Source organism: Asanoa siamensis, from assembly GCF_016862555.1.
GTDB lineage: Bacteria > Actinomycetota > Actinomycetes > Mycobacteriales > Micromonosporaceae > Asanoa > Asanoa siamensis.
On sequence record NZ_BONE01000108.1, the window covers coordinates 1 to 24,127 of the forward strand.

At 73.0% G+C, this 24,127-nt stretch carries 25 protein-coding genes; 10 read left to right on the forward strand and 15 right to left on the reverse strand.

Features of this window, described 5'->3' with window-relative positions; translation table 11 throughout:
• Positions 1–375: aminotransferase class I/II-fold pyridoxal phosphate-dependent enzyme (locus tag Asi02nite_RS37125; RefSeq protein ID WP_203718736.1), on the forward strand; the 375-nt coding region annotated here is incomplete at its 5' end.
• On the opposite strand, the gene Asi02nite_RS37130 is transcribed toward Asi02nite_RS37125, so the two are convergent.
• From Asi02nite_RS37130 to Asi02nite_RS37140, 3 genes are read right to left on the reverse strand one after another with little or no spacing between them, the layout of a single operon-like run.
• Positions 372–1,622: an outer membrane protein assembly factor BamB family protein gene (locus tag Asi02nite_RS37130; protein ID WP_203718737.1), complete on the reverse strand. Its 1,251-nt coding sequence runs from the start codon at positions 1,620–1,622 to the stop codon at positions 372–374. The genes Asi02nite_RS37125 and Asi02nite_RS37130 overlap by 4 nt on opposite strands.
• Before the next feature lie 10 nt (positions 1,623–1,632).
• Positions 1,633–2,847: a fumarylacetoacetase gene (gene fahA / locus Asi02nite_RS37135; protein ID WP_203718738.1), complete on the reverse strand. Its 1,215-nt coding sequence runs from the start codon at positions 2,845–2,847 to the stop codon at positions 1,633–1,635.
• Complete coding sequence (locus Asi02nite_RS37140; protein ID WP_203718757.1) at positions 2,844–3,680, reverse strand: hypothetical protein; 837 nt, start codon at positions 3,678–3,680, stop codon at positions 2,844–2,846. Before Asi02nite_RS37140 ends, fahA begins: the two co-directional genes overlap by 4 nt.
• Before the next feature lie 113 nt (positions 3,681–3,793).
• Between Asi02nite_RS37140 and Asi02nite_RS37145 the strand changes: the two genes are divergently transcribed.
• Positions 3,794–4,966: a homogentisate 1,2-dioxygenase gene (locus Asi02nite_RS37145; RefSeq protein WP_203718739.1), complete on the forward strand. Its 1,173-nt coding sequence runs from the start codon at positions 3,794–3,796 to the stop codon at positions 4,964–4,966.
• Here Asi02nite_RS37145 and Asi02nite_RS37150 read toward each other — a convergent pair.
• The 4 genes from Asi02nite_RS37150 to Asi02nite_RS37165 all read right to left on the reverse strand — a co-directional run bounded on the left by Asi02nite_RS37150 (position 4,956) and on the right by Asi02nite_RS37165 (position 7,685).
• Entirely contained in the window at positions 4,956–5,900 is a 945-nt protein-coding gene (locus tag Asi02nite_RS37150) for a tetratricopeptide repeat protein (protein WP_203718758.1), read from the reverse strand. The two genes, Asi02nite_RS37145 and Asi02nite_RS37150, sit on opposite strands and share 11 nt — an antisense overlap.
• A 78-nt stretch (positions 5,901–5,978) precedes the next feature.
• Entirely contained in the window at positions 5,979–6,455 is a 477-nt protein-coding gene (gene ispF, locus Asi02nite_RS37155; protein WP_203718740.1) for a 2-C-methyl-D-erythritol 2,4-cyclodiphosphate synthase, read from the reverse strand.
• Between the two features lie 9 nt (positions 6,456–6,464).
• The gene (ispD, locus tag Asi02nite_RS37160) at positions 6,465–7,157 is read right to left on the reverse strand and encodes a 2-C-methyl-D-erythritol 4-phosphate cytidylyltransferase (RefSeq protein ID WP_203718741.1); all 693 of its coding nucleotides are present in this window, start codon (positions 7,155–7,157) and stop codon (positions 6,465–6,467) included.
• A gap of 42 nt (positions 7,158–7,199) precedes the next feature.
• Positions 7,200–7,685 (reverse strand): CarD family transcriptional regulator, encoded by a 486-nt coding sequence (locus Asi02nite_RS37165; RefSeq protein ID WP_203702940.1) that lies wholly within the window; start codon positions 7,683–7,685, stop codon positions 7,200–7,202.
• A 372-nt stretch (positions 7,686–8,057) separates the two neighbouring features.
• Here Asi02nite_RS37165 and Asi02nite_RS37170 point away from each other — a divergent pair, with 372 nt between their 5' ends.
• Positions 8,058–8,840, forward strand: coding sequence for a hypothetical protein (locus Asi02nite_RS37170; RefSeq protein WP_203718742.1), 783 nt, complete (start codon positions 8,058–8,060; stop codon positions 8,838–8,840).
• Positions 8,841–8,972: 132 nt separating this feature from the next.
• Positions 8,973–9,131, forward strand: a complete 159-nt coding sequence (locus Asi02nite_RS37175) for a hypothetical protein (protein WP_203718743.1) — start codon at positions 8,973–8,975, stop codon at positions 9,129–9,131.
• 38 nt (positions 9,132–9,169) lie between these two features.
• Here Asi02nite_RS37175 and Asi02nite_RS37180 read toward each other — a convergent pair whose 3' ends face one another.
• From Asi02nite_RS37180 to Asi02nite_RS37190, 3 genes are read right to left on the reverse strand one after another with little or no spacing between them, the layout of a single operon-like run.
• Positions 9,170–10,273 carry a type III polyketide synthase gene (locus Asi02nite_RS37180; RefSeq protein WP_203718744.1) on the reverse strand — a complete coding sequence of 368 codons (1,104 nt, stop codon included), beginning with the start codon at positions 10,271–10,273 and terminating at the stop codon, positions 9,170–9,172.
• Between the two features lie 29 nt (positions 10,274–10,302).
• Positions 10,303–11,466 (reverse strand): acyl-CoA dehydrogenase family protein, encoded by a 1,164-nt coding sequence (locus Asi02nite_RS37185; protein ID WP_373312409.1) that lies wholly within the window; start codon positions 11,464–11,466, stop codon positions 10,303–10,305.
• A 28-nt stretch (positions 11,467–11,494) separates the two neighbouring features.
• Complete coding sequence (locus Asi02nite_RS37190) at positions 11,495–12,208, reverse strand: methyltransferase domain-containing protein (protein ID WP_203718746.1); 714 nt, start codon at positions 12,206–12,208, stop codon at positions 11,495–11,497.
• Between the two features lie 64 nt (positions 12,209–12,272).
• On the opposite strand from Asi02nite_RS37190, the gene Asi02nite_RS37195 reads away from it, so the two are divergent.
• The 4 genes from Asi02nite_RS37195 to disA all read left to right on the forward strand — a co-directional run bounded on the left by Asi02nite_RS37195 (position 12,273) and on the right by disA (position 16,683).
• On the forward strand, positions 12,273–13,112 hold the full coding sequence (locus tag Asi02nite_RS37195) for a UbiA family prenyltransferase (RefSeq protein WP_203718747.1): 840 nt from the start codon (positions 12,273–12,275) through the stop codon (positions 13,110–13,112).
• Positions 13,113–13,239: 127 nt separating this feature from the next.
• A complete protein-coding gene (locus Asi02nite_RS37200; RefSeq protein WP_203718748.1) occupies positions 13,240–13,944 on the forward strand; it encodes a hypothetical protein in 705 nt (234 codons plus the stop codon).
• Positions 13,945–13,980: 36 nt separating this feature from the next.
• Positions 13,981–15,375 carry a DNA repair protein RadA gene (gene radA / locus Asi02nite_RS37205; RefSeq protein ID WP_239127556.1) on the forward strand — a complete coding sequence of 465 codons (1,395 nt, stop codon included), beginning with the start codon at positions 13,981–13,983 and terminating at the stop codon, positions 15,373–15,375.
• A 255-nt stretch (positions 15,376–15,630) separates the two neighbouring features.
• Positions 15,631–16,683: a DNA integrity scanning diadenylate cyclase DisA gene (gene disA, locus Asi02nite_RS37210; RefSeq protein WP_373312410.1), complete on the forward strand. Its 1,053-nt coding sequence runs from the start codon at positions 15,631–15,633 to the stop codon at positions 16,681–16,683.
• Here disA and Asi02nite_RS37215 read toward each other — a convergent pair.
• A complete protein-coding gene (locus Asi02nite_RS37215; protein WP_203718750.1) occupies positions 16,674–17,444 on the reverse strand; it encodes a phytanoyl-CoA dioxygenase family protein in 771 nt (256 codons plus the stop codon). The two genes, disA and Asi02nite_RS37215, sit on opposite strands and share 10 nt — an antisense overlap.
• 79 nt (positions 17,445–17,523) lie before the next feature.
• Between Asi02nite_RS37215 and Asi02nite_RS37220 the strand changes: the two genes are divergently transcribed.
• Positions 17,524–18,426 (forward strand): AraC family transcriptional regulator, encoded by a 903-nt coding sequence (locus Asi02nite_RS37220; RefSeq protein WP_203718751.1) that lies wholly within the window; start codon positions 17,524–17,526, stop codon positions 18,424–18,426.
• On the opposite strand, the gene Asi02nite_RS37225 is transcribed toward Asi02nite_RS37220, so the two are convergent.
• From Asi02nite_RS37225 to Asi02nite_RS37235, 3 genes are all read right to left on the reverse strand, one after another.
• A complete protein-coding gene (locus Asi02nite_RS37225; protein WP_203718752.1) occupies positions 18,407–19,108 on the reverse strand; it encodes a hypothetical protein in 702 nt (233 codons plus the stop codon). The genes Asi02nite_RS37220 and Asi02nite_RS37225 overlap by 20 nt on opposite strands.
• Before the next feature lie 77 nt (positions 19,109–19,185).
• Positions 19,186–19,746, reverse strand: a complete 561-nt coding sequence (locus tag Asi02nite_RS37230) for a peptide deformylase (protein WP_203718753.1) — start codon at positions 19,744–19,746, stop codon at positions 19,186–19,188.
• Positions 19,736–20,248: a glycine cleavage system transcriptional repressor gene (locus Asi02nite_RS37235; RefSeq protein WP_203718754.1), complete on the reverse strand. Its 513-nt coding sequence runs from the start codon at positions 20,246–20,248 to the stop codon at positions 19,736–19,738. Before Asi02nite_RS37235 ends, Asi02nite_RS37230 begins: the two co-directional genes overlap by 11 nt.
• Positions 20,249–20,291: 43 nt before the next feature.
• Here Asi02nite_RS37235 and Asi02nite_RS37240 point away from each other — a divergent pair, with 43 nt between their 5' ends.
• Positions 20,292–21,173 (forward strand): HhH-GPD family protein, encoded by an 882-nt coding sequence (locus Asi02nite_RS37240; RefSeq protein WP_203718755.1) that lies wholly within the window; start codon positions 20,292–20,294, stop codon positions 21,171–21,173.
• A 43-nt stretch (positions 21,174–21,216) separates the two neighbouring features.
• On the opposite strand, the gene Asi02nite_RS37245 is transcribed toward Asi02nite_RS37240, so the two are convergent.
• A complete protein-coding gene (locus Asi02nite_RS37245) occupies positions 21,217–23,739 on the reverse strand; it encodes an ATP-dependent Clp protease ATP-binding subunit (RefSeq protein WP_203718756.1) in 2,523 nt (840 codons plus the stop codon).
• Positions 23,740–24,127 lie beyond the last annotated feature (388 nt).

The following is a 24,127-nucleotide window of genomic DNA, read 5'->3' on the forward strand; positions in this document are numbered from 1 at the left end:
GGCTATATGGTCGCGCGGCCCGCGGTGGCCGGCGCCGTCCGCAAGGTGGTCACGCCGTTCTCCACCAGTGCCGTGGCCCAGGCCGCCGCGCTCGCCGCCCTGCGGCAGGCCGACGAGGTGGCCCGCCGGTGCGCGCTGGTGGTCGCCGAGCGCGACCGGGTGACGCCGGCGATCCGCGCGCTGGTGCCGGACGCGCCGGACTCGCAGGCCAACTTCGTCTGGCTGCCGCTGGGCGCCGGTTCCGCCGAGTTCGCCGCCGCCTGCGAGAAGCAGGGCGTCATCGTGCGTCCGTTCCAGGGCGACGGCGTACGCGTCACGATCGGCACCCCGGACGAGAACGACGCGTTCCTGACGGCGGCGGCCGCGGCGCTCTAGATCTTGGCGAGGATGACCGGCTGCGGGTCGAAGTAGTAGTCCGCGTCGTCCTGCGCCGCGACCTCGTCGAGGCGCTCGGTCAGCAGATAACCGCCCGACGCGTACGAGTAGCCCGGCACCCAGTCGGTCTTCTCGGCGAAGTACGTGTAGCGGAACCGGGAGATCTCGGCGCCCGTCGTGGCGTCGAGGGTGACCAGGTCACGGTCGGCGGTGAGCAGGTGGACCCGGCCCTGCGCCGCGGCCAGGATCGTGGCGCCCGGGCCGAGGTCGCGCTGCCAGCGTTGTCCGCTGTCATCGGTCGCGGTGACCGCCGTGCCGTCGACGGCGACGGCGAGGCCGCCGACCAGGAAGGCACCCGGCTGGGCCAGGCGCGCGGACGACCCGCCCGCGTCGTCGGCCCGACCCGCCGGCCGCGTCTCGCCGCCAGCCAGGAGCCAGGCGCCGCGCTGGGCGCCGGCGTCGACCCGCACGCCGGCACAGGCGGTGCGGGGCCCGGCGCAGTCGAGCGGTTCGAGCACGGCCTTGGCAGGCACGTCGATCGTGCCGCCCGCGCCGCCCGACTCGACGTCGAACAGCCGCACCGCCGTGTCGCACGCGCGCAACACCGCGACCCGGCCGTCGGCGGTGCTGAAGCCGGTCGGGTCGGGGCTGCCCGCGGGGCACGCCGCGGCGGGGGTCTGCCAACTCTCGGCGCCCGTGGCCGCGTCGTAGGCGCGCGTGCCGGTCGCGCCGGCCACGACCACCGTGTCGCCCGACACGAACAGGCCGGTCGGCGCGTAGACGGTCTGCGCGCCGGTGCGGCGGCCGGCGTACGCGGGGATCATGGGTTTCTGGCCCTTGGTCCGCCAGACGTCGCGCCCGGTGCGGGGGTCCAGCCCCACGATCTCGCCGTCGGACCAGCGGGTGACCACCGTGCCGCCGGCGGCGACAACTCCGATCAGCTCGGCCGGCCAGCGCCGGAACGACCAGTAGGGCGTGTTGAGGTAGCGCGAGTCGACCGGGCCGTCGGCCCGAACCTGGCGCTTGTCGGCGATGACCCGCAGACGGCCGTCGACGATCAGCGGCGCCGCCGGCAACGTGCCGAGCACGGCCGGTGGCCGCGCGGTCGGTGCCGCGGGATAGCTCGAGGTGGGCTCGGCCAGCACCTCACCGGGCGCGAACACCCGGTATACGACGAGAGCGGCGCCCGCCACCAGCACAAGGCCGGCGAGCACCGCGACCACCCGGCGCCGGGCCGCTCCCCCCACGCTGGGCACCCTACCGAAGCGGCGCACTGCCCGGCACGATGGTGCCGCGAACTATGCCGAGCCCGACCGTCACGCCGTCCGGACCGGGGGCGGTCGCGCTGATCGTCACCGTGTCGCCGTCCTCGAGGAAGGTCCGCTTCGCCCCGTCGCCGAGTGCCACCGGCTCGCCGCCGCCCCAGGTCAGCTCCAGGAACGAGCCGGTCTCGTCGCGCCGCGGGCCGGAGATCGTGCCGGAGGCGAACAGGTCGCCGGTGCGCACGGCCGCACCGTTGACGGTCAGGTGGGCGAGTTGCTGTGCGGGGGTCCAGTACATGCCGGCGAACGGCGGCCGGCTGACCACCGTGCCGTTCCAGTCGACCTCGAGCCGCAGGTCGAGGCCGAGGTGCGGGATGTCGCGCAGGTACGGCAGCACCGGCGGGTCCTGCTCCGGGGCCGGCAGCCAGGCGTCGGCGAGCGCGTCCAGCGGCACCACCCAGGGCGAGACCGAGGTCGCGAACGACTTGGCCAGGAACGGGCCGAGCGGGCGGTATTCCCAGGCCTGCAGGTCGCGCGCGGACCAGTCGTTGACGAGCACGACGCCGAAGACGTGGTCGGCGAACCGGTCGGTCGGGATCGGCTCGCCCAGCGTCGACGGCACCCCGACGACGAAGCCGACCTCGGCCTCGATGTCGAGGCGGGTCGACGGGCCGAAGACCGGGCCGTCGGGGGTCGCCCGCTGGCCGTGGGGTCGGATCACCGGCGTGCCGGAGACGACCACCGTGCCGCCGCGGCCGTGGTAGCCGATCGGCAGGTGCTTCCAGTTGGGCAGCAGCGGCGGCTCGTCGGGCCGGAAGATCCGGCCCACGTTGCTGGCGTGCTCCTCCGACGAGTAGAAGTCGACGTAGTCACCGACCGCGAACGGCATGACCATCTCGATGTCGGAGAGGTCCCGCAGCAGCGGCTCGGTGGCGGCGCGGTGCGCCGCGTCGGTGAGCAGCTCGGTGATCCGCGTCCGGACGGCGCTCCACTGCGGGCGGCCGAGGGCGAGGAACGGGTTGAGCGTCTCCGCCTGGAGCGCCCCGCCGGCGAGCACCAGGCCCGCCGACTCGGCGCCGTGCAGGTCGAGCAGCGCGTCGCCGACGCGTACGCCGATCCGCGCCGGCCCTTGCGGGCTTTGCCGGAAGACGCCGTAAGGCAGGTTGTGCACGCCGAACGGCGAGCCCTCCGCACCGGGAACCCAGGTCATCCGTCGTATCCCCCGTTCACCAGGCCGAGCCGGATCAGGTCGGTCAGCGGTTCGATCATGCTGCACGAGCCGAACCCGACCCACAGGCCCCGGTCCTGATCGCGCCGGGCCCGGGCGGGCTCGATCAGCGGCATCGCGTCGGTCGCGGCGAGCACCTCGGCCACCTCGGCCACCTCCGCCCCGTCGGCCGCCAGCGCGGCGGCGACCAGGATGTTGAGGAAGCCGTGGTGGGTGAAGCCGGTCTCCGGGTCGCCGTGCCGGATCGCGTGGTGCAGCCCGGCGGTCAGCTTGAACGGCAGCTCCCGCTCGCGGCAGGCGCAGATCACCGCGGCCAGCTCGACCGGCGTCGGGAACAGCTCGGCGGCCAGACCGCCGGTGCGGAACTTGGCGGCGATCCGCTTGCCGCCGCGGCGGGCCTCCGCGATCGTGTCCAGGCCCGCGAGCAGGCCGAAGGTGAGCGGCACCTCGGCGTACACGTCCAGGTGGGGGTGCCGGTCGGCGAGGTCGAGGATGCGGGCGATGCCGGGCTGCGGGTCCTCGCCGCGCTTGGCCACGGCCGCCTCGATCTGGCGGACGGTCACCCGCGGGTCGTCGGGCGGGCCGAGCCGGTCGATGGGCAGGTCGCCGATGATCCCGATGGCCAGGCGCTCGGCCGGGTCGAGCAGACCGGTCAGCGGGTCGACCGAGCTGGCCGGCACGAGCAGCGGGCCGACGAGGTCGGCGTACCAGGCCGTGCGGTGCTCGCGGTGGGCCGTCACCGCGTCGGGCAGCGCGGCGTTACCCGGCGGGAAGACCGCCGCGTCGTCGACGAGCCGGTGGAACAGCGGCGCGATCAACGGCTGGTCGGTGGGTGTCCGGCGATCGGTTGACACGGTTACTGAACTTAGTGGACGCTACAAGAAACGGACAATGACGTCCGATTATCGGACGCCGACGGGAGGTCGACATGCCCTACTACCGCAGCGTCGGCGAGGTGCCCCGCAAGCGGCACACCCAGTTCCGGCAGCCCGACGGCAGCCTGTACGCCGAGGAGCTGATGGGCCAGGAGGGCTTCTCGTCCGATTCGTCGCTTCTCTACCACCGTGCGATGCCGACCGCGATCGTGGCCGCCGAGGCGTTCGACCCGCCGGCCTGGACCCGTACGCCCAACCGGCCCCTCAAGCCGCGGCATCTGCGCACGCACAAGCTCGACACGGCCGGTGCCGACCCGGTGCTGGGTCGGGCGCATCTGCTGGCCAACGACGACGTGCGGATCTCGTACGTGACGGCCGACCGGCCGTCGCCGCTGTATCGCAACGCGGTGGGCGACGAGTGCCTCTACGTCGAGTCGGGGTCGTTGCGGGTCGAGTCGACGTTCGGGCTGCTCGAGGCTTCTGCGGGTGACTACGTGATCATCCCGACCTCGGTGATCCACCGCCTGGTGCCGACCGGCGACGAGCCGGTGCGGCTGCTGGCGATCGAGGCCACCGGGCACATCGGGCCGCCGAAGCGCTACCTGTCGGTGCGCGGGCAGTTCCTGGAGCACGCGCCTTATTGCGAGCGCGACATCCGGGGGCCTTCCGAGCCGCTGCTGTCGGAGGGCTCCGACGTCGAGGTGCTGGTGCAGCACCGGCGCGGCTGGACCCGGCACGTCTACGCGTCGCACCCGTTCGACGTCGTCGGCTGGGACGGGCACCTCTACCCGTGGGCGTTCTCGATCCACGACTTCGAGCCGATCACGGGCCGGGTGCACCAGCCGCCGCCCGTACACCAGACGTTCCAGGGTCCGAACTTCGTCATCTGCTCCTTCGTGCCGCGCAAGGTCGACTATCACCCGCTGTCGATCCCGGTGCCCTACAACCACCACAACGTGGACTCCGACGAGCTGCTGTTCTACACGGGCGGCAACTACGAGGCGCGGCGCGGTTCGGGGATCGAGCAGGGGTCGATGTCGCTGCACCCGTCGGGGTTCACCCACGGGCCGCAGCCGGGCGCGGCGGAGCGCTCGATCGGCATCGACTACTTCGACGAGCTGGCGGTCATGGTCGACACGTTTCGGCCGCTCGACCTGTGCGACGCGGCGCTGTCCTGCGAGGACACGGGCTACGCGTGGACGTGGTCGGGCCGCACTAAAGCTTGAGCTTGGAGACCAGGGCGACGCCGGCCACCGCGGTCATCGCGATCGCGGCGGCCAGCGCCCAGGGTGAGCCGACGAGGCCGTAGAGCAGGATCAGCGCCGGTCCCGCCAGTGCCGCGTAGCCGGCGACACCCGTGGCGCGATCGGTGTGCACCTGCCGGCGCAGGGCCTGCGGCAGGCGCACGGCGAGCAACGCGACCAGACCCAGGCCGGCGGCGCCGAGGATGAGCGCGAGCCCGCGGGAGGCGCCGGGCGTCGTCGGGTGCAGCACCGCGCTGACCAGGGCGACGGCCACGGTGTACGCGCTGGCGTAGACGGCGGTCGCCGCGACCCTGGTGTCGGCCTGGGGCCGGGCGGCGCCGGGGAGGACGCTGCGGGCGCCGTACCGGCGGAGGTGGCCGGCGCTCTCGGCGAGGGTCGGGTCGAGCCGCAGGGCCTCGGTGCGCGCCCGCTCGGCGAGATCGGTCAGCTCCATCCGGGCGGCGACGCCGGCGAGCACGAGGTGGGCGCGCGCGTTGTCGGGCGCGAGCGCGACGGCATGCCAGGCTGCGTCGAGGGCCCGCTGCCCGTTGCGCGCCTCGCCGAGGATGGCGGCGCCGTGCAGTTGGGCATAGGCGTCGTCGGGCCCGGCGGCGAGAATCCGATCGGCGACGGCGGCGGCTTCGGCGAACCGCCGCAGGTCACAGAGGGCGACACCTTGCTCGACGAGGGGCGGCAGCGCATCGGGCGCGGCGGCGACGGCCCGCTCGGCGGCGTCGAGCCCGGGTTCGGCCCGCCCGGCGGCGAGGTGGACGGCGGCGAGCAGGACGAGCGCCTCACTGTTGCCGGGATCGCGCGCCAGAGGCTGATCGAGCTCCGCGGCGGCCTCGTCATAACGACCGAGCTCAGCCAACAGCTCAGCCCGCCGCAGATAGCCTTCGGTGGGATCGGCCTCCATGCCCGTCACGCCGCCGAGCGTAGCCGCCCGTGATCAGCCCGGCGCCCCGGCAACGCCCGCGCGCTTCGAGGCTCTGTGTCAGGGGGCGGGGTGTACGAGGGCGACCGCGAGGCCCGCGAGGCCTTCGGCGCGGCCCGTCAGGCCCAGGCCGTCCGTGGTTGTTCCCGAGATCGTCACCGGGGCGCCGGCGGCCTCGCTGAGGGTCTTCTGGGCCTCGGCGCGGCGCGGGCCGATCTTCGGGCGGACGCCGATCACCTGGATCGAGATGTTGCCGATCACGAAGCCCGCCGCGCGCACGCGGTGGGCCGCCTCCGCGAGCAGGGTCACGCCCGAGGCGCCCGCGAACTCCGGGCGGTCCACGCCGAAGTTGCTGCCCAGGTCGCCGAGGCCCGCCGCCGAGAAGAGGGCGTCGCAGGCCGCGTGTGCGGCCACGTCGCCGTCCGAGTGGCCCGCCAGGCCGTCCACGCCCGGCCAGAGCAGGCCCGCGACCCAGCAGTCGCGGCCGGCTTCGAAGGCGTGTACGTCGGTGCCGATGCCTACCCGGGGAAGGTCCACCCGGGCAGCCTATTCGGTGGCCAGCAGGTGCTCCGCCAGCAGCAGGTCGAACGGGCGCGTGATCTTCAGGGCGTGGTCGGAGCCGGGGACGCAGGTCACCCGTACGCCCTGCTTCTCGACCAGGCCCGCGTCGTCGGTGAGCGGGTCCACGGCGGCCGCGTGGGCCGCGGCCAGGACCTGCCGGCGGAAGCCCTGCGGCGTCTGCACCGCCCGCAGCGGCGTGCGGTCGACGGTGCCGCGCACGGCCTCGTCCGGGCCGACCTCCTTGATCGTGTCGACGACCGGAAGCACCGGGATCACGGCCTCGGCGCCGGCCCGGACGGCCGCCGCGACGGACTCGACCAGGTGCGGCGGGGCCAACGCCCGGGCGGCGTCGTGCACGAGCACGATCGGGATCTCCGCCGGGACGGCGGCGAGGGCGGCGGCCACGGACGCCTGACGGTGCGCGCCGCCCGCGACCACCGTGACGGGTGCGACCGGTGCGAGCATCGCGCGCACGAAAGCCACCTCGTCCGGTGGAGCGGCCACCACGACGGCCGCGACAGAGGGGGCCTGGCAGACCCGGCGGAGCGCGTGCACCAGCAGGGGCTCACCGCCGAGCAGGCGGAGCGCCTTGGGGGCACCGGGGCCGAGGCGGGTGCCGCTTCCCGCGGCCGGAACGAGGACCGCGACGTCACCGCGCGGATTCAGCTGCGCGGTCACGTCGCGGTCCTCGCGAGGAGTTGATCTGTGTTGAACGGAGCGTCAGGCCTCGGTGAGCACCTTGTCGAGGAGGATCTCCGCCTCGTCCTTGGTGCTCTTCTCGGCGAGGGCGACCTCGCCGACCAGGATGTCGCGCGCCTTGGCGAGCATGCGCTTCTCGCCCGCCGACAGGCCCCGCTCCCGCTCGCGGCGCCACAGGTCACGCACGACCTCGGCAACCTTGAGCGGGTTGCCGGAAGCCAACTTCTCCAGGTTTGCCTTGTAGCGCCGCGACCAGTTGGTCGGCTCTTCGGTGTGCGGAGCACGGAGCACATCGAAGACCTTGCCCAGGCCTTCTTCCCCGACCACCTCGCGCACGCCAACGATCTCGGCGTTTTCGGCGGGCACCCGCACCGTCAAGTCACCCTGAGCGACCCTGAGAACGAGGTAGAGCTTTTCCTCGCCCTTGACGACCCGAGTCTCGATTGCCTCGATGAGTGCGGCCCCGTGGTGGGGGTAAACAACGGTCTCGCCGACACTGAAAACCATAGGTTCGAAACCCCTTTCGCTGTGTCTAGGGTAACACGCGGGAGCACCGATGTCCCATCCCGGTCCTGACCGTTAGTGCAGCTCAGAGGGCCTGTGACAGGTCTTTCTCAGGCTTGACACGCTCCGCGCCGGCCATTTCCAACACGCTGAGTAACCTTCGGGTTACCTATACAGAGGGGCCTCGTCGATATCGGACGTGAATGCTCTCCACCTCTAAGGGTAACCCGCAGGGGTGCCGCGGCGCCCGTCGGCGAGCGGACCCGCCCCGACCAGGCAAGATCAAATCCCGGCCAACTGTGGCGCTCATCCGACTCGTAGGCCACTCTGGATGCAGGCGCGCCCTCGGGCGCGATCACGCGCGCAGGGGGCAGCATGGGCACGCCGCACGACGGTGACAGCGAGCCCTTCGACGAGCTTCCCGAGCTGCCACCCGACGTACGCGTCCCCGACGACGCGGCCGAGCTCGCCGAGGAGGCCGCCCAGGTCCGCCGGGAGCTGCGCGAGGAGCGGGTCGGCGGTTCGCGGTCCAGTGCCCGGGTCTTTCCCGACGGCGGATTCCGCGGCAGCGTCCCACCCGACGGCGCGCCGGCGGCGACCGAGCCCGCCTCGCTCCGCATCCCCTTGCTGATCATGACAGCCGCTCTGCTCGCGGCCGTCGTGAGCCTGTTCGCGGCGGCCTGGCCCGACGAGCGGCGCGGCGCCGCACCGGCGGCCGGCGCGAGCGCGCCCGCCACCACCGGCACCGCGTTCCGCAACCTGCCCGACCTGGCGCTGCTCGACGAGCAGGGCCGGACGGTCCCCCTCGGCCCGCTCCTGCCCGCCGTGCTGATCCTGGCCGGCGACTGCCCGTGCGCCGCCGAGATCGTCGCCGCCGCTCCGGCCGGGGTCACCGTCGTCGCCGTCGACGCCGTGCGCACCGGCGCGCCCCCGCCCTCGACCGCGACCCTGCCGGGCCCGGCCAACGCGACCGTGCGCCGGCTCCGTGACCCCGCCGGCGACCTGGTCGACTTCTTCACGGGCGACGCCGCCGCAACGACCCCGACAGCCACGCCGGTGGCGCTCGTCGACCGCTCCGGCGACGTGGCCAAGGTGGTCTACAGCGACACCCCGACGAGCGCGTACGCCGCGGATCTGGCCACTCTGGCCACCCGCTAGGTATGCCTAGGCACACGTAAGGCGCCGGGTAAGTACCCAGGGGCGGCCAAGTTAGGGAACTGCTCCCGATGTTCCGCGGCCCGTCGCGGCCGACCATTGATACATCAGCGGACACCACCAAGGAGACACCTGATGTATCAGAACCCGGAGCTCATGCTCACCCTGGCCCACGACCACCAGCGCGACCTGATCGCGGAGGCCGACCGCAAGCGGCTCTTCGCCCGGATCAACCGCGCACGCCGGGCCGAACGCGCCGCCCATGCGCGCTCGTCCCGAGGGCCTTCCCACTGAGAACCGGCCGGCGCGCACAGCGCCGGCCGGTTGCCATTTCAGGGCGTACGCAGCAACAACGACGCGTAGAGCGTCAGCCCCGGCCCGAACGCCAGCGTGACGATCCGCTCAGGCGGCCGCGCCCGGCGACGCAGCCGCTCGAGGATCAGCAGCACCGTCGGCGACGAGCAGTTGCCGTGCTCGGCGAGGGTCTCCCGGGACGCGGCCATCTGCTCGACGCTGAGCTCGAGCTCCCGCTCGACCACGTTGAGGATGCGCGGCCCGCCCGGGTGCACCGCCCACCCGTCCACGTCCGACCGGTGCAGCCCGTGCCGGGCCAGCAGGTCGTCGACCAGCGTCCGGACGTGCTGCGACAGCACCTGGGGCACCTTCGGCGAGAGCCCCATCCGGAAGCCGAGATCGGTGACGTCCCAGGTCATCAGGTCAGCCGTGGCGGTGTCGGTGACGGCGGCGACCTCCGCCAGCGCGTACCCCCGGCCCTCGGGGACGACGACGACGGCGGCCGCGGCGTCCGAGAACAGGGCGTGCGCGACGATCTGCTGGGTGTCGAACCGGGTCGACGACGGCTGGATGTGCAGGCTGGTCAGCTCGGTGCAGAGCAGCAGCGCCGCCCGGCCCCGCGCGGTGACGTAGTCGCCCACCGCCCCGAGCCCTGGCAGCGCCGCGTAGCAACCCATGTGGCCGACGAACAGGCGCTGCGTGTCGGGCGCCATGCCCAGGTCGCGGCTGAGCAGGATGTCGAGCCCGGGCGTCACGTACCCGGTGCAGGAGCAGACCGCGAACAGCCCGATGTCGTTGATCGACAGGTCGGCGTCGGTCAGCGCCCGGGTCACCGCCTCCTTGCCCAGCGGCATGGCCTCGACGAGATAGCGCTGCATCCGCTTCTCGGTCGGCCAGTCGGAGACGTCCTCGAGCAGCGGGCTGACACAGGCCTGGCGGGTGACGACGCCCGAGTGCGCGAAGATCCGCTCCGCCAGCGAGCGCGCGGAGGCCGGGAAGTGCTGCCGGAAGTAGTCGGTCCACAGGTCCGCCTGCTTGGCGGCCGGCGGCAACGACAGACCGATGCCGGCGATCGTGGGCGTCGCTGTGCCGGCCTTTCGTTCGCGACTGCGGGGCTCGCCGGCGCCGGCCTCGTCGGGCACTCTCGCGCCGCTTGGCTCACTCCTCGCGCTCACCACCGAGGGGCCGATCCGTCGTGGTCCGGGTCGCCGCCGAGCGCCGCGATGCCGAGCCAGTCCGCGCAGACGTCGGAGGTGGCCGGGTGCAGCGAGCCACAGCGGGCGTCGCGGTAGAGCCGTTCCAGCGGATGGCCCCGCCGGGTCGCCGACGTGCCGGCCGCCTCCAGCATCGACGCGGCCACCTCGGCGGCGGTCGTGCCGGCCAGCAGCTTCGCCCGCCAGACCCAGCGGTTGGTCTCCGCCTCGCCGGGCTCCTCGTCGACCCGGCGGGCGGCCTCCGCGACCACGAGCCGGGCTGCGGCGACCGCGGCGTCGGCCCGGCCCACCCGGGCGCGTACGGCCGGCAGATGGGTCAGCTTGCGGGCGTTGAGGTGCTCGACCGCGGCGTCGATCGACGCCTGCGCCACGCCGACGTAGACCGCCGCGTAGCTGGCGATCAGCCAGTGCGGCATGAGCTGGGCCACCACCAGCGCCAGCCCTTCCATGCCGCCGAGCAGCCGGTCGGCCGGCACCGTCACGTCGAGGTGCAGGTCGTGCGACGAGGTGGCCCGCATGCCCAGCGAGTCCCAGGTCTGCTCGACCTGCAGGCCGGTGCTGTCGGCCGGCACGAGGAACTGCGAGACCACGGACTGGTCGTCGACGCTGCGCGCGGCCACCAGGTAGGCGTCGGCGTGCCCGGCACCCGAGCAGAACGTCTTGGCGCCCTTGACGTGGTAGCCACCGTCGACCGGCTCGTAGGTCGTGGCGAGCTGCGACAGCCGGGAGCCGGCCCCGCGCTCGCTCATGGCGACGCCGTACCAGGCGCCGCCCGCCGCGTCGGACAGCAGCTTGTCGCGGGCGGCCAGCGCGCTGTCCGGCAGGCCGAGCGAGTCGGCCAGCTCCGCCGTGACCGCGCCGAGGGCGCCGGTGACCGAGGCGTGCATGTTGAAGACCAGCGCTGACGCGCCATTGCCACGGGCGAGCTCGTACGCCACCGAGGTGTACTCGGCGAAGCTCGCCCCCGCGCCGCCCAGCGCCGTCGGCACCATCAGGCCGAACAGGCCCGCCGCGCGGAGGTCGGCGAAGTCGTCGACGGGAAAGTCGCCCGCCCGGTCGTAGTCACCCGCACGGGCCGCCATCCGCGGCGCGACCCGGCGCGCCGATTCCAGCGCGTTCACCAATTGCCCCCTCCGCCTGCCATTTGTCCTAATTGTTCTTCACGCCGCGGCCCTGGTAGAGCACGGCGGTGCTGGCGACGGGGACGATCCGTCGCCGGCCCGGGATCGGGCGGCGCCCGGCCAGCCAGCCGGCCACCGCCGGCACCGTCGGCCGGATGCCGCGCACCGTCAGCCGCACGCCGTGTCGCGCGCAGAGCCGGGTGAGCCGAGCCGGGTCGACGAACAGACCGGGGTCGTGGATACCCCGCGGCGCGCGAGGCATGCGTTCGGCGATGTGCACGGCGAGGACGCGGCACACCGCGGTGTCGTTGAGGGTGTCGAGCACCAGCAGCCCGCCGGGCCGCAGCACCCGGCACAGCTCCGCGACGGTGCCAGGCAGGTCGGGCACGTGCTCGAGGACCTCGCCGGCGACCACGACGTGCGCGCTGCCGCTGGCCAGCGGGATGGCCGCCGCGTCACCCACGACCGGCGTGACGCCGTGGGTGCCCGCCTGCTCCAGGGCGGAGGGCACCAGGTCGACGCCGACGTGGCGGTAGCCGCTGGTGCGCAGGTGCGGTGCGAGCAGCCCGGCGCCGCAGCCGACGTCGACGAGCAGCGCGCCCGGCTCGGGGGCGGGTGGCACGAGCCGCGCCCGCGCCTCGGCGAGCCAATGCAGCATCGCGAAGGGGCCGTCGGGACGCCACCACTCACCGGCCAGGTCGTGGTACTGCCGGGGGTCGTTGCGGGGCCGCGGTAGCCGCATTTCCCAAACGGTACAGGCAGGTCATGCCTGGCACGACCGTTGTCGAACCGGCAGACTTCGGGTCATGTCATGGTCATTCCGGGCGCTCGTGCGGGCCTCCCATCCGGAGCCGGCGGTCGCGGTCACCACGGTCACCGCGTTGCTCGCCTGGGGGGTCGGCCACGACGCCGCCGGGATCGCCCGGACGGCCGGCGCGATCTTCGCGAGCCAACTCGCGATCGGCTGGGTCAACGACTGGCTCGACGCCGACCGGGACAGGGCCGTCGGCCGCGCCGACAAGCCGGTCGCGACCGGCGTGATCGACCGCCGGCTGGTCGGCCGCTGCGGTCTGGTCGCCTCCGTGGCCTGCGTGCTGCTGGCGCTGAGCACCGGCTTCCCGGCCGCGCTGCTGATGATCGCGGCGCTGGTCTCCGCGCTGCTCTACGACTGGCCGCTGAAGTTGACGGCGCTGTCCGTGTTGCCGTACGCCGTGTCCTTCGGTCTGCTGCCCGCGTTCGTCGTGGTCGCCTTGCCCGGCGCGCCGGCGCCACCGGTCTGGATCGTGCTGGCCGGCGCGCTGCTCGGCGCCGGCGCGCACTTCGCCAACGCGCTGCCGGACCTCGACGACGACTCACTTACCGGTGTGCGCGGGTTGCCGCAACGGCTCGGGCCCGCCGGTTCCCGCCCGGCCGCCGCGGTGCTGCTGCTGGCCGCGACCGTCGCGCTGGTCGCCGGGCCGGCCGGGCCGCCGTCGTGGTCCGGCGTCGCGGCCATCGTCGCCGCCGCGGTGGTCCTGCCCATCGGCTGGTACGCGGGACGCGCGGCGGCCGCCCGCGGTGGCCGCCCCGTGGCGATGTTCCGCGCGGTGATGGCGGTGGCCGTCATCGACGTCGTCCTGCTCGTGGCGAGTGGTCGCGTGGTGTGACCGCGCGGGCGCGCCGCGCGCTGCGTGCGGGTCGATCGTCCATGGCGGATCACGCCCCACTACCCTGGAGCGCGGCCAGCCTCGGTAGGCCCGGCCGCGACCAGATCGCATTGCGAGGAGGAGCGACGTGACGCGCTCGAAGTTCGGGACCCGCCGGGGCGCGGTGCTGCTCGCCGGTTTGGCCATGGCGGCCACCGCGAGCCTGCTGCTGACGGGTTGCGGCTCCGGCCAGATCTCCTCGACAGCCGACACCGTGCCGGCGATCGACGGCATCGACGCCGACCTGACGGCGGCCAACGGCGCCGGGGCATACCGGGTCCGCAACCTGACCGCCGACTTCAAGCTGGGCGGCTACCCGGCCGGTTCCGACGCGCGGCTGGCGGTGGCGCTCTACAACGACACCGCGTCGCCGGTGACGGTGCGCGTGTCCAGCCCGTCCGCCGAGGCCGTGCGCCTGGTCAACCCCAACGCGACACCGAGCCCGACGCCGGCGCAGCCGACGGCCACCGCGACGCCGACCGGCGGCGCCACGGCGACGCCGACCACGCCGCCCGCGACCCAGGCGCCGGCGCCGGCCGGAGGCCCGGCCGAGATCACCATCCCGGCCGCCGGCTACGTGCTGCTCAACTCGCAGCAGGGCAACTTCCTGCAGCTCACCGGGCTGACCGAGGCGCTCAACGAGGGCGACTCGGTGCCGCTGGTCTTCGACTTCAACGGCCAGCAGCTCACGACGGAGGCCGGCCTGGCGGTGCCGCTGTCGCCGCTGCCGCGCGGCGAGCCGGTCGTCCCCGACGAGGGCCACGAGGCCGACGTCGCCCCCGAGCAGAGCTGAACTGAACTGTCGCACCCCCGCGATAGGGTTCCGCGGGTGAGTAGCCGAGCGGCCACCCGGCCGGCCTATGTCTGCGACGCGTGCGGTCACCAGCCGCCCAAGTGGCTCGGGCGGTGTCCCGAGTGCGGTGAGTGGGGCTCGGTCGTCGAGAGCACGACCGGTCCCGCGGTGGCCGGCAAGGTCATCGCCACCCGGCTGCCGGCCGAGCCGGCCCGGCCGATCGCGACCATCAGCGCCGCACCGGCCCGCGCCCGGCCGACCGGTGTCAGCGAGCTCGACCGCGTGCTCGGCGGCGGCTTCGTGCCGGGCGCCGTGGTGCTGCTCGCGGGTGAGCCGGGCGTCGGCAAGTCGACCCTGCTGCTCGACGTCGCGCAACGCTGGGCCGCCGCGGGCGACACGCCGTCGCTGGTGATCAGCGGCGAAGAGTCCGTGAGCCAGGTCCGGCTGCGCGCCGAGCGGATCGGCGCGCTCGACGAGCGGCTCTACCTCGCGGCCGAGAGCGACCTGTCCGCGGTGCTCGGGCACCTCGACGCGGTCAAGCCCGGCCTGCTCGTGCTCGACTCCGTGCAGACCATCTCGGTGCCCGGCGAGGGCGTCCCGGGCGGGGTGACCCAGGTCCGCGCGGTGACCGCGGCGCTGGTCTCGGTTGCCAAGGAGCGCGGCATCGCCACGGTCCTGGTCGGCCACGTCACCAAAGACGGCCAGGTGGCCGGCCCGCGGGTGCTCGAGCACCTGGTCGACGTGGTGCTGCACTTCGAGGGCGACAAGCACTCCGCGCTGCGCCTCGTGCGCGGCATGAAGAACCGGTACGGCGCGGCCGACGAGGTGGGCTGCTTCGAGATGCACGAGTCGGGCATCGCCAGCCTGGCCGACCCGTCCGGCATGTTCCTCACCCGCTACGCCGAGCCGGTGCCGGGCACCTGTGTGACCGTCGCGATGGAGGGCCGGCGCGCGCTGGTGACCGAGGTGCAGGCCCTGATCGGCGCCGCCGTGCCCGGCTCACCGCGGCGCACCGTCTCCGGCATCGACAGCGCCCGGCTGGCCATGGTGCTCGCCGTGCTGCAGACCCGCACCAAGCAGCTCACCCTGCACGACCGCGAGGTGTTCGCGGCCACGGTCGGCGGCATCCGGGTCACCGAGCCGGCGGCCGACCTGGCGATGGCACTGGCGGTCGCGTCCGGTGGGCTCAACCTGGCCATCTCGCCCCGGCTGGCGGCGATCGGCGAGGTCGGCCTGACCGGCGAGGTGCGCCGGGTCGGCGCGGTCCCCCGCCGGCTGGCCGAGGCTGCCCGGCTCGGCTTCCGCTACGCCCTGGTCCCACCCGACTGCGGCCCCGCCAAGACCGGCGTGGCGGCGCCGGGCCTGCGGGTCGAGGAGGTCGCCGACCTGTCGTCCGCCCTGCAGTGGGCGGCCCGGCTATCGGCGGAGTGAGCCCGGGGCGATTGACCCGTTTCGCCCCAGCTTGCGCGGGCTTCGCCGCCATCTGACAGGCCCGGCGCCCAACCGTGTCAGCAGCGACCTCATGACGGTCCGTAGACTGTGCCCGTGCCGTTCGACCGCGACCCCAACAAGACCGCTGGCGCGAGCCCCGCGGGCCGCGCTGGTGTCGCCGGCGCACCCCAGCAGCGGGCCGCCGGGTCCGCACCGCCGGTCCCGGCCACGGCCGGCAGCGCCGCGGGTGACCCGTTGCGCGCCAACCTGGCGCTGATGGCCCCCGGCACCGCCCTGCGCGACGGCCTGGAGCGCATCCTGCGCGGCCGCACCGGCGCGCTGATCGTGCTCGGCTACGACAGCGTCGTCGAGGAGATCTGCACGGGCGGCTTCCCGCTCGACGTCGAGTTCTCCGCGACCCGCCTGCGTGAACTGTGCAAGATGGACGGCGCGGTCGTCCTCTCCAGCGACGGCACCCGCATCGTCCGGGCCGCGGTGCACCTGATGCCCGACCCGTCGATCCCGTCCGAGGAGTCCGGCACCCGCCACCGCACGGCCGAGCGGGTCGCCAAGCAGACCGGCTACCCGGTCATCTCGGTGAGCCAGTCGATGCGCATCATCGGCCTCTACGTGAGCGGCCACCGCCACGTCCTCGACGACTCGGCCGCGATCCTGTCCCGCGCCAACCAGGCGCTGGCGACGCTCGAGCGCTACAAGATGCGCCTCGACGAGGTCTCCGGCACGCTCTCGGCCCTGGAGATCGAAGACCTGGTCACGGTCCGCGACGCGGTGGCCGTCGTGCAACGCCTGGAGATGGTCCGCCGCATCGCCGACGAGATCTCGGGCTACGTGGTCGAGCTCGGCACCGACGGCCGCCTCCTGGCACTGCAGCTCGACGAGCTGATGGCCGGCGTCGACGCCGACCGCACCCTCGTCATCCGCGACTACCTCCCGGTCGGCCGCCGCGCCCGCACCCTGGACGAGGCGCTGGTCGAGCTCGACCTGCTGTCGTCGACCGAGATGATCGACCTGGTGGCCGTGGCCAAGGCCATCGGCTACCCCGGGGCCTCCGACGCCCTCGACGCGGCGGTCAGCCCCCGCGGTTTCCGCCTGCTGGCCAAGGTTCCGCGCCTCCCGGGCCCGGTCGTCGACCGCCTGGTCGACCACTTCGGCAGCCTGCAACGCCTGCTCGGCGCCACAGTGGAGGATCTGCAGGCGGTGGACGGCGTCGGCGACGCCCGCGCCCGCGGTGTCCGCGAGGGCCTCTCCCGCCTGGCCGAAGCCTCCATCCTGGAACGCTACGTCTGAACGAGGCCCTGACGGATCGCGATCTCCACGGGTGAGTACGCGCCGTCCGCGCGGTCCAGTTCGTACGGCACGGCCGGCAGCAGCGGCGGCTGGGCCAGGAAGCGCGGCCGGACCCCGTGGTGTGGCTGCGCCGCGTGCACCAGGAACGGATGGCACAGGAAGACATCGCCGGGTGATCCGGTGGCCAGGGCGAGCGGCCGATGGGCGGACACCGCCTCCAGTTCGGGCGCCAACGCCAGCCCGCTCGCCCCGTCCTCCCCGTACCTCTCCAGCACCTTCGGCACGTCGAGGTGTGAACCGACCCGGATCCGGGTCGGGGCGTCGCGCTCGCCGACCTCGCTGAACAGGAACAGCATCAGCAGCGCCCGGCCCCGGGACCGCACGTTGGTGAAGTACCAGCTCTCGCCGTCCGGCAGATAGCTGCCCTCGATGTGCCAGCCCGCGTCGTCCGGTTCCTCCTCGTGCGGGAACCGCAGTGGAAACGTGCCGAGGGAGTAGCGCGGCTCCCACCGTCCCGCACCGACGAGCAGGTCGTACGCGTGGTGGAGGTACGGCGAGTTGGGTGCGGCGGCGAACGGCCCCTGCGCCATGCCGGCCACCCAGTGCACGGGGCGCGTCCACGTCGCTGGGTCGTCCGGTGCGCAGCCGGTCTCCCGCCACAGCAGCCGCGCGCAGTCGGCGGCCACCCGCGGCGCGACGGCGCCGTCCAGCTTCACGAAACCGTCGCGGAGAAAGCGGGAAACCAGGGTCGTGTCATCCATGGCGCTATCGTGCGGCGGGACCCTTGCCGATCACCCGACATCTTCCGCCCAGCCTTTGTCGGGCCCAGGAGGCCGCATCATGATCTCGGCGCTCAACCGGCTCGTCGACCTCGTCGAGGCGAGCCTGACCGGAGACTTCGACGTCAAGGACGCGGCCAGGTCGCTGGGTACGACCGAATACCACCTCCGCCGGATGTTCTCGTCGTTGGCCGGCATGCCGCTGTCGGAGTACGTGCGCCGCCGCCGTATGACGGTCGCGGCCGCCGACGTCGTACGCGGTGACGAGGACCTGCTGACCGTCGCCGTCCGGCACGGATACGGGTCGACCGAGGCCTTCGGACGGGCGTTCCGTGCCGTCCACGGCGCCGGTCCCGGCGACGTGCGCCGCGCCGGAGGCCCCCTGCGCACCCAACCCCAGCTCAGGTTCCGCCTGACCGTGGAAGGGAGCGAACGGATGGACACCCGCATCGTCGACCACGCCGGGTTCCGGCTCGTGGGGCACGCTGCCCGCGTTCCGCTGATCCACCGGGGCGTCAACCCGCACATCCGCCAGCACGTCGCCGCGCTGCCGACGGACGAGCACCCGCGCCTGAAGGCTCTCGGTGACACCGAGCCGACGGGCCTGCTGGCGGTCAGCGCCGACCTGGACCCCGACCGCGCCGAGGGCAGCGCGCTGACCTACCTGCACGGCGTCGCCGTCTCCCCGGACGCGCCGGTCCCCGCGGATCTCGACGTCATCGACGTCCCGGCCGGCAGATGGTTGGTCGTCCGAACCGCGGGACCCCATCCGCAGACCCTGCAGAGAACCTGGGCGGCGACGGCAAGCGAGTGGTTCCCGTCCAACCCGTGGCGGCTGCGACCAGGCCCGGAAATCATGGCGCTGCGCGACCACGCGGCCGATTTCAGCACGGCCACCTGCGACCTCTGGCTACCGGTGGAACCGGACCAGCCGAACAGGACGACTACTGCAGCGTCAGCTTGACGGGATTGCTCGTCTTGGTGGCCAGCCGCCCGAACACCTGATATTCGCCGGCCGCCGGCACCGGACCGTCGGCCAGGTTGCCGGCGCACTTGGTGACGTCCTTGCCGTTCCAGTCGACGCGGTACTCGCGCTCGAAGTTGGGCGTGAACGGCTGCACGTCGCTGCCCTTGACGTTGCCGCAGGTGTCCGAGGACCAGACCTTCTCGGCGCCCTTCTTGATGTACAGCTCCTGCTGGTCGGCGCCCACGTCGCGACTGCAGGTGCGCTTGCCCGTGTTCTTGATGCGCAGCCGGATCGCGATCGTCGCGCCGCGCTGGGTCGTCGTGGCTTCGGGCACCGGCGTAATCAGCATCTCCGCGTCGGCGCAGGCGCCGGCGTCGGGTGGCGGGGCCGCGTCGCCCGTTTGCGGGGCCGGGTTGGTCGCCGGCGGCTCGCCGGCCGGCTCCCCGGTCTCCTCGACCGGCGGGTCGGTGTCGGTGATGGGCCGGAGCACCGTCTCGCTCGTCGTCGGCTCGGGGGCCGGCGCGCTGCTGCTGCCGTTCTTCCCGCTGCCGACCGAGTTCGCGTCGCCGCCCGAGCAGCTCTGCACGATCAGGAAGATGACGACCACGGCAGCGCCAAGCACGATCGCCCGACGCCGCCAGTAGACGGCGGGTGGCAGGGGGCCAACCGTCAGTCGCATGATGGGATCACCGTATCGGTGCGCGCCGTTCCCATCCGCGCGACGCGCCGCGCGAGATGAGTGCGGCGTGCCACCGTTTACAGATAGACCTTGCGCTGATACAGCGCGTGCGCGCCGGCCACCTGGTCCAGGAACAGCAACCCCGCACAGTGGTCGATCTCGTGCTGCAGCGCCCGGGCCTCGAAGCCGTCGGTGGTCAGGCGCACCGTGGCGCCGGTGCCCGGCAGCACGCCTTCCACGACCACGCGGCTGGCCCGCTTCACGTCGCCGGTCAGGTCCGGCACGGACATGCAGCCCTCGCGGCCCGGCCGCAGCCGGGTCGCGGAGACCACGGTGGCGTTGCAGAGGACGAACGTGCCGTGCGAGGTCACCGTCTTCGGGTGTCCCGTGACGTCGACCGCGAACACCCGCGCGGACTCGCCGATCTGCGGTGCCGCTAGCCCGACGCAGCCCGGCGAGACCCGCATCGTCGCGACGAGGTCGGCGGCCAGCCGCAGCACCGCGGGATCGGTCGGGTCGACGTCGGCGCCCGCCCGCGCCAGCACCGGGTCGGGCGCGGTGCGCACCGGGCGAACCGTGCCGGGTCGGGCGAGATCGGCGAGCCAGCCGTCGAGGCTCACGTCCGCGTCACAGGACATCGGACTCGGCACGCCGCAGCACGACGTCGACGCCGAGGCCCGCGGCCGCCTCGTTGAGCCGCGACTCGGTCGCGCCGGCGCTGCCCGGCGGCAACTCGACCTCGGCCACGAGCACGTAGAGCGGGCCGGCCAGCCGGGTGGTCAGGTCGGTGATGTTGCCGCCGGCGTCGGCGACCACGCGGGTCACCGCGGCCACGATGCCGAGCCGGTCGGCGCCGTGCACGCTGAGCACGTACGGCTCCCCGGTCGGCGCCGCGCTCTCCTCGGTGCCGACCGAGCGCACGGTGGCGAGCAGCCGGCTGCGGGCCGCCAGCGGGTCCAGCGCCGCCTCGACGTCGGCGGCGGCCGGGCCGGTGCAGACCAGGGTCATCGCGAAATGACCGCGCAGCCGGGTCATCGTCGAGTCGGTCAGGTTGGCGCCGAGCTCGGCGAGCACACCGGCGACGTCGGCCACGATGCCGGGCCGGTCCTGGCCGATCACGGTGATGGCTAGCTCCTCCACCCGAGAGAGTCTGCCCGATTCGCCGTGGCAGGATCGACGGGACATGCCCGAAGACACTCTCGCGGCCGCCGCGATCCGCTGGTTCGACGCCAACGCCCGCGACCTGCCCTGGCGGCACCCGGAGGCGGGTGCCTGGGCGATCCTGGTCAGCGAGGTCATGTTGCAGCAGACCCCGGTGACCCGGGTGCTGCCCGCCTACGAGGCCTGGCTGGCCCGCTGGCCCACCCCGGCCGACCTGGCCAGGGACGAGCCGGGCGAGGCGATCCGCATGTGGGGGCGACTGGGCTACCCGCGCCGCGCTCTGCGGTTGCACGAGTGCGCGACCGCCATCACCGCGCGGCACGAGGGCATCGTCCCCGACGGCCTCGACGCGCTGCTCGCGTTGCCCGGCGTCGGCGCCTACACGGCCCGGGCGGTCGCCGCCTTCGCCTACGGTCAGCGGCAGCCCGTCGTCGACACCAACGTGCGCCGGTTCGTCGCCCGCGCCGCGACCGGGCTCGCCGACGCCGGCCACACGACCCGCCCCGCCGACCTGACCGCGACCGCGGCCCTGCTCCCGGCCGAGCCGGCCAGGGCGGCCCGCGCCAGCGCCGCCTTCATGGAACTCGGCGCCGTGGTGTGCGTGGCCCGCGCGCCGCGCTGCGCGATCTGTCCGGTGGCCGAGCGGTGCGCCTGGCGGGCGGCGGGCCGCCCCGCGCTGGAGGGTCCGAGCCGCCGGCCACAGACCTACGCCGGCACGGACCGCCAGGTCCGCGGCCTGCTGCTGGCCGTGCTGCGCGAGGCGGTCGAGCCCGTCCCTCGGCAGCGGCTGGACGTGGTCTGGCCCGAGGCGACGCAGCGCGACCGCGCCCTGCGCGGCCTGATCGACGACGGCCTGGTCGACCCGCTACCGGGCAACCTCTTCACGCTGCCCAGCGGCAGATGAGAAGAGCCCGGCGCCGAAGCGCCGGGCTCTTCTCGGATGGAGCTTATTCAGCGGCCTCCGCCGCACCGAGGTCGGCCGGCACCGCGTCGGGCACCTCGACCGGCTTCTCCGCGGCGCGGAACACCAGCTTGGCCTTGTCGATGTTCTCCGGGTCGCCCTCGCAGTCGACGACGACGATGTGACCGGGCTTCAGCTCGTTGAAGAGGATCCGCTCGGACAGGTTGTCCTCGATGTCGCGCTGGATGGTGCGGCGCAGCGGCCGGGCACCCAGCACCGGGTCGAAGCCCTTCTTCGCCAGATACTTCTTGGCGTTGTCGGTCAGCTCCAGACCCATGTCCTTGTTCTTCAGCTGGGTCTCGATCCGCTGGATCATGATGTCGACGATCGACAGGATCTCGGGCTCGGTCAGCTGGTGGAAGACGATCGTGTCGTCGATCCGGTTGAGGAACTCGGGCCGGAAGTGCTGCTTGAGCTCGTCGTTGACCTTCTGCTTCATCCGCTCGTAGTTGGAGTCGGAGTCTTCCGAGGCCTGGAAGCCCAGCGACACCGCCTTGGCGACGTCCCGCGTGCCCAGGTTGGTGGTCAGGATGATCACCGTGTTCTTGAAGTCGACGATGCGACCCTGACCGTCGGTCAGGCGACCGTCTTCCAAGATCTGGAGCAGCGTGTTGAAGACGTCGGGGTGGGCCTTCTCGATCTCGTCGAAGAGGACCACCGAGAACGGCCGGCGGCGCACCTTCTCGGTGAGCTGGCCACCCTCGTCGTAGCCCACGTAGCCGGGAGGCGCACCGACCAGGCGCGACACCGTGTAGCGGTCGTGGAACTCCGACATGTCGAGCTGGATCAGCGCGTCCTCGCTGCCGAAGAGGAACTCGGCCAGCGCCTTGGACAGCTCGGTCTTACCGACGCCGGACGGGCCGGCGAAGATGAACGAGCCCGAGGGACGCTTCGGGTCCTTGAGGCCCGCCCGCGTGCGCCGGATCGCCTTGGACACGGCCTTGACCGAGTCTTCCTGGCCGACGACCCGCTTGTGCAGCTCGTCCTCCATGCGCAGCAGCCGGGAGGTCTCCTCCTCGGTCAGCTTGTAGACCGGGATGCCCGTCCAGTTGGCGAGGACCTCGGCGATCTGCTCGTCGTCGACCTCGCTGACGACGTCGAGGTCGCCGGCCTTCCACTCCTTCTCCCGCTGGGCCTTCTGCCCGAGCAGCTGCTTCTCCTTGTCGCGCAGCTGCGCGGCCCGCTCGAAGTCCTGCGCGTCGATCGCGGACTCCTTGTCGCGGCGGACCTGGGCGATCCGCTCGTCGAAGTCACGCAGGTCCGGCGGCGCGGTCATGCGGCGGATCCGCATCCGGGCGCCCGCCTCGTCGATCAGGTCGATCGCCTTGTCGGGCAGGAAGCGGTCGGAGATGTAGCGGTCGGCCAGGGTGGCCGCGGCGACCAGGGCGGCGTCGGTGATCGACACGCGGTGGTGCGCCTCGTAGCGGTCGCGCAGGCCCTTGAGGATCTCGATGGTGTGTGCCAGCGAGGGCTCACCCACCTGGATCGGCTGGAACCGGCGCTCGAGCGCCGCGTCCTTCTCGAGGTGCTTGCGGTATTCGTCGAGCGTCGTCGCACCGATCGTCTGCAGCTCGCCACGCGCCAGCATGGGCTTCAGGATCGAGGCGGCGTCGATCGCGCCCTCGGCGGCACCCGCGCCCACCAGGGTGTGGATCTCGTCGATGAACAGGATGATGTCGCCGCGGGTGCGGATCTCCTTGAGCACCTTCTTGAGGCGCTCCTCGAAGTCACCGCGGTAACGGGAGCCGGCGACCAGGGCGCCGAGGTCGAGGGTGTAGAGCTGCTTGTCCTTGAGCGTCTCGGGCACCTCGCCCTTGATGATCCGCTGGGACAGGCCCTCGACGACCGCCGTCTTGCCGACGCCGGGCTCACCGATCAGGACCGGGTTGTTCTTGGTGCGGCGGGAGAGCACCTGCATCACCCGCTCGATCTCCTTCTCGCGCCCGATGACCGGGTCGAGCTTGCCCTCGCGGGCGGCCTGGGTGAGGTTGCGGCCGAACTGGTCGAGCACGAGGCTCGTCGACGGCGCGGCCTCGCCCGGGGTGGCGCCGGCAGCCGCCGGCTCCTTGCCCTGGTAGCCGGAGAGGAGCTGGATGACCTGCTGGCGGACCCGGTTGAGGTCGGCGCCGAGCTTGACCAGCACCTGGGCGGCGACGCCCTCGCCCTCACGGATCAGCCCGAGCAGGATGTGCTCCGTGCCGATGTAGTTGTGACCGAGCTGCAGCGCCTCGCGCAGCGAAAGCTCGAGCACCTTCTTGGCCCGCGGCGTGAACGGGATGTGCCCGCTCGGCGCCTGCTGACCCTGGCCGATGATCTCCTCGACCTGCTGGCGAACGCCCTCCAGGGAGATACCGAGACTCTCCAGGGCCTTCGCCGCGACACCCTCACCCTCGTGGATGAGGCCGAGCAGGATGTGCTCAGTGCCGATGTAGTTGTGGTTGAGCATCCGGGCTTCTTCTTGAGCCAGGACGACAACCCGTCGCGCTCGGTCGGTGAACCGCTCGAACATGCCCTCGTGCTCCTCACGTGCCGTGCGCCTGAGTCTGGCCGGACCAGCGACTTGGCGGAACCAATCGCACAGCCGCCTGGGGAAGACGCCTGCGCACCCTCACTCTATCGCCGCGGGCGACATCAGCTACGGCCGTGCGCGCCGGACTGACCCCTGTCCGCGACGTATCTGCCAACTCTGCACGCTTATCGGGTGTTCCCGGGAGCGAATGAGTACGCGCAGAGCGAACACGGCCGGCTGGCGATTCATGAAGATCAAGAGAGACAGGCGTGACGAGGTACGGGTAGCGGGGGCACGAAACGGACAAAAACGCCGAGGATCAGGCCGGGGCGGGGACGGCCGGCCGCGCCGCGACCGACAGGGAGGGGTCCCCGCCCAGAACCTCTGT